At 63.9% G+C, this 4573-nt stretch carries 5 protein-coding genes; all 5 read left to right on the forward strand.

Features of this window, described 5'->3' with window-relative positions; genetic code table 11:
* Positions 1-76: 76 nt before the first annotated feature.
* Positions 77-880, forward strand: coding sequence for a sulfite exporter TauE/SafE family protein (locus tag DBR12_RS19745; protein ID WP_108618792.1), 804 nt, complete (start codon positions 77-79; stop codon positions 878-880).
* A 20-nt stretch (positions 881-900) separates the two neighbouring features.
* Positions 901-2685 (forward strand): nitrite/sulfite reductase, encoded by a 1785-nt coding sequence (locus DBR12_RS19750; RefSeq protein ID WP_108618793.1) that lies wholly within the window; start codon positions 901-903, stop codon positions 2683-2685.
* A gap of 44 nt (positions 2686-2729) precedes the next feature.
* A complete protein-coding gene (locus DBR12_RS19755; RefSeq protein ID WP_369861690.1) occupies positions 2730-3125 on the forward strand; it encodes a DUF934 domain-containing protein in 396 nt (131 codons plus the stop codon).
* 30 nt (positions 3126-3155) lie between these two features.
* Positions 3156-3779 (forward strand): phosphoadenosine phosphosulfate reductase family protein, encoded by a 624-nt coding sequence (locus DBR12_RS19760; RefSeq protein ID WP_108618794.1) that lies wholly within the window; start codon positions 3156-3158, stop codon positions 3777-3779.
* A 137-nt stretch (positions 3780-3916) separates the two neighbouring features.
* A partial coding sequence (cysD, locus tag DBR12_RS19765; protein WP_233244933.1) for a sulfate adenylyltransferase subunit CysD occupies positions 3917-4573 on the forward strand: 657 nt, incomplete at its 3' end.

The following is a 4573-nucleotide window of genomic DNA, read 5'->3' on the forward strand; positions in this document are numbered from 1 at the left end:
CTTATAAACAAATCAACATATTGGCAAAGCAAAACAATAGTTTGTTTCCATAAGAAGCCCCTCTACATTCCCCGCCATGCATGAATGGGCGTTTGTATTCGCGGGCTTTGCTGTCGGGCTGATCGTGGGCCTGACCGGCGTGGGTGGCGGCTCGCTGATGACGCCCATCCTGATCTTTTTCTTTGGCATCAAGCCCCACATGGCCGTGGGCACCGACTTGCTGTTTGCAGCCTTCACCAAGATGGGCGGCACCGTGAGCCTGGCCCGCCAGCGCCTGGTCCCCTGGAAGGTGGTGGGCCAGTTGTGCGCAGGCAGCATTCCGGCCGCGCTGCTGGCGCTGTGGGCCCTGCATGTGCTGGGCCCCGCCAGCGGCACCGCCCAGCGCATCATGACCACCACCCTGGGTGTTGCCCTGCTGCTCACATCGGCAGCCACGTTGTACAAGGCGATTGTTTTTTCGGCCCAGCGCCAGGCGGCTGAAGCCGCGGCCCGCAAGCACCACGCGGGCGACCCCACGCGCCCGCGCCACTGGAGCCTGCCTGTCCTGATGGGCGCCGTGATTGGCACGCTGGTCACCTTCACCTCGGTGGGTGCGGGCGCCATTGGCGTCACGGTGCTGCTGTTGGTCTACCCCATGCTGCCGCTGCCACGCATCATTGGCGCCGACATCGCCTATGCCGTGCCCCTAACCCTGGTGGCGGGCCTGGGCCACGCATCCCTGGGCTCGGTGGACTGGCCTTTGCTTGCACAATTGCTGGCTGGCTCGCTGCCGGGCATCTGGCTGGGCTCGCGCCTGGTCACCCGCACGCCTGAGCGGCTTATCCGCTCTGCCCTGTCTCTGCTGCTCGCCTGGGCGGGCTTCAAACTGCTTTTGATCTAGAACCCTGCGTCTGCACCACGATGTACCAATACACAGAATTCGACCAACAATTTGTGCAACAGCGGGCACGGCAATTCCGTGACCAGCTCACGCGCTGGCAAACCGGCAAGCTGTCGGAAGACGCCTTCCGCCCCCTGCGCCTGCAAAACGGCTGGTACGTGCAGCGCTACGCGCCCATGCTGCGCGTGGCCGTGCCCTATGGCGAGATCGCGAGCCGCCAACTGCGCGTGCTAGCGCAAATCGCCCGCGAATACGACGAGCCCGAAGCCGCCGTCTTCAAGGCCGCCATGGAAGGCCAGGGCAAGCTGGGCACCACCTTCTTGCCCAAGAACTGCGCCCACTTCACCACCCGCACCAATGTGCAGTTCAACTGGATTCCGCTGTCCAGAAGCGCGGACGTGATGGACCTGCTGGCCAGCGTGCAACTGCACGGCATCCAGACCAGCGGCAACTGCATCCGCAACACCACCACCGACGCCCTGGCAGGCATTGCTGTGGACGAGACCGTGGACCCGCGCCCCTATGCGGAAATCATCCGCCAGTGGACCACGCTGCACCCCGAGTTCGCGTTTTTGCCCCGCAAGTTCAAGATCGCCATCACCGGCGCCCAGGACGACCGCGCCGCCACCGGCTGGCACGATGTGGGCCTGCACCTGGTCAAGAACGACGCGGGCGAGATCGGCTTCAAAGTGTTTGTGGGCGGCGGCATGGGCCGCACGCCAGTGATTGGCACCGTGATCCGCGAGTTCCTGCCCTGGAACCAGATCATGAATTACATCGAGGCCATCGTGCGCGTGTACAACGAGCACGGCAGGCGCGACAACAAGTACAAGGCCCGCATCAAGATTTTGGTGAAGTCCGAAGGCCAGCAGTACATCGACGATGTAGAAGCCGAGTACCGCCAGATTGTGGAGGTTGACGGTGGCCCGCACACCATCCCCCAGGCTGAGTTTGACCGCGTGGCCGCCTGCTTTGTGGCACCGAAGTTGGCCGACATTGCCGATGTGCCCCCCGCAGCCCTGCAAGCCCAGCTCAACGCACAGGCTGCCGAGCATGTGATGTTTGGCCGCTGGCTGCAGCGCAACGTGCACGCGCACCAAAACCCGCAACTGCGCGCCGTCACGCTGTCGTTCAAGCGCCCCGGCCAAGCACCGGGCGATGCCACCAGCGAGCAGTTGATCGCCCTGGCCGACTTGGTGGACCAATACTCCGCCGGTGAAGCCCGCGTGACACACGACCAGAACGTGCTGCTGCCTTGGGTGCACGCCAGCCGCCTGTTTGACCTGTGGCAAGAAGCCAAGGCCCTGGGCCTGGCCAGTGCCAACGTGCAACTGCTCACCGACATGATTGCCTGCCCCGGTGGCGACTTCTGCGCGCTGGCCAATGCCCGCTCGCTGCCCATTGCCGAGGCCATCACCCAGCGTTACCAGGACCTGGACGAGCTGGACGACATCGGCGAGATCGACCTGCACATCAGCGGCTGCATCAACAGCTGCGGCCACCACCACAGCGGCCACATCGGCATTTTGGGCGTGGATAAAGACGGCAAGGAGTGGTACCAGGTCACGCTGGGTGGCTCCGATGGCTCCGACCTGTCGGGCGCTGCCGTGGCAGGCAAGGTGATTGGCCCCTCGTTCTCGGCGGCCGAAGTGCCCGACGTGATCGAGGCCGTGCTCAGCACCTACCGCGACCTGCGCGAAAGCGGCGAGACCTTTCAGAACACCGTGCGCCGCACCGGCCTGGACCCGTTCAAGGAAGCCGCCAAGCTGGCCCGCCACAAAGACGAAACCCTGGCCACCGCTTGAACAAGCCCGCCAGCAAAAGCACCGCTACGAGTCTCCTCACGATGATGAACCTGACACTTCTCGCATCCCACGAACACCAGCCCCCTGCGGAAGGCGACGCCCGCGTTGTGGCGCTGGCCAACGATGCCGACGCCACAGCCCTCACGCTGGAAGGCGTGGAACGCGTGGACCTGCACTTCCCCAGCTTCACCGATGGCCGCGCTTTCAGCCAGGCCTTCTTGCTGCGCCGCCGCCGTGGCTTTGCGGGCGAAATCCGCGCCACAGGCGATGTGCTGATCGACCAACTGGTGCAGATGCAGCGCACAGGCTTTAGCAGCGCGGTGCTGGCCGAGGGGGTGGATGCTGCCGATGCCCAGCGCCAGTTTGAGCTGTTCCCTGGCTTCTACCAAGGCGACGCCGTGACCCCCCAGCCGCTGTTTGCCCACCGCGCTACCGTCTGAGAAAAAGCCCCAGCCCCCAAGCCCTGCACCATGAGCCAAATCGATCTCGCACGCATCAACGCCGACCTCGGCCGCAACGCCCCAGACCTGGTGGCCTGGGCGCTGGGACTGGGCCAGCCCGCCATCGTCACCACCAACTTCCGCCCCTTTGAGGCCGTGATCCTGCATCTGGTCACCCAGGTCAAGCCCGACGTGCCCGTGGTGTGGATGGACAACGGCTACAACACCGAAGCCACCTACCGTTTTGCCGACGAAGTGACGAAGCAGCTCGGTCTGAAGTTGCAGATCTACCTGCCACGCCGCTCACGCGCGCACCGTGAGGCCGTGGAAGGAGCCACCCCAGCGCTGGACGACCCGCGCCACGCAGCCTTTACCGAAGAAGTGAAGCTGGAGCCCTTTGCCCGCGCCCTGCGCGAAACCGCCCCCAAGGTGTGGTTTACCGCGCTGCGAGCCACCGACACCGCCGTGCGCGCGCAGATGGACCCGGTGAGCATCAACCCCGACGGCCTCATCAAAGTGGCGCCGCTGCTGCACTGGTCGTCCAAAGACTTGCACGAGTACTGCGTGAAGCATGGTCTGCCCAACAACTTTGACTATGTGGACCCCACCAAGGGCGAGGACAACCGCGAGTGCGGCCTTCACTTAGCCCACTGACGCAGATTGGCCTTGAGAACCTATGAAACCGTTCACGCTGAGCCTGTCGAAGCGCCGCGCAAGGCTTCGACAGGCTCAGCCCGAACGGTTCTGATGGATCCAACATACATCCGCACGCCCACATCACTGATGCGACCATGAACACCCGGACTGATACCGCGCTGCTTGAGAAGAAAACCCACACCATGAGCTACCACCTCAACAACTCGCACCTCGACGCCCTGGAAGAAGAAACCATCTTCATCCTGCGCGAAGTCGCCGCCGCCTTCGAGCGCCCCGCCCTGCTGTTTTCAGGCGGCAAGGATTCTCTGGTCATGCTCAAGTGCGCCGAAAAGGCCTTTGGCACCAAGGCCAGCGGTGGCGGCATTCCGTACCCGCTGCTCATGATCGACACGGGCCACAACTTCCCTGAAGTAACGGATTTCCGTGACTTCCGCGCCAAGGAGCTGGGTGCTGAGCTGATCGTGCGCAACGTCGAGGATTCGATGGCGCGCGGCACCGTGCGGCTGTCACACCCGGGCGAGTCGCGCAACGTGCACCAGTCCGTCACCCTGCTCGAAGCGATTGAAGAATTCCGCTTTGACGCCCTGATCGGCGGTGCCCGCCGCGACGAAGAAAAAGCCCGCGCCAAAGAGCGCATCTTCAGCCACCGCGACAGCTTCGGCCAATGGCAGCCCAAAGCCCAGCGCCCAGAGCTGTGGACCCTGTTCAACACCCGCCTGCAGCCCGGCGAGCACTTCCGCGTGTTCCCCATCAGCAACTGGACCGAACTGGACGTGTGGCAATACATCGAC

Origin of the sequence: Acidovorax sp. HMWF029 (assembly GCF_003060895.1) — a bacterium.
Lineage (GTDB): Bacteria > Pseudomonadota > Gammaproteobacteria > Burkholderiales > Burkholderiaceae_C > Acidovorax.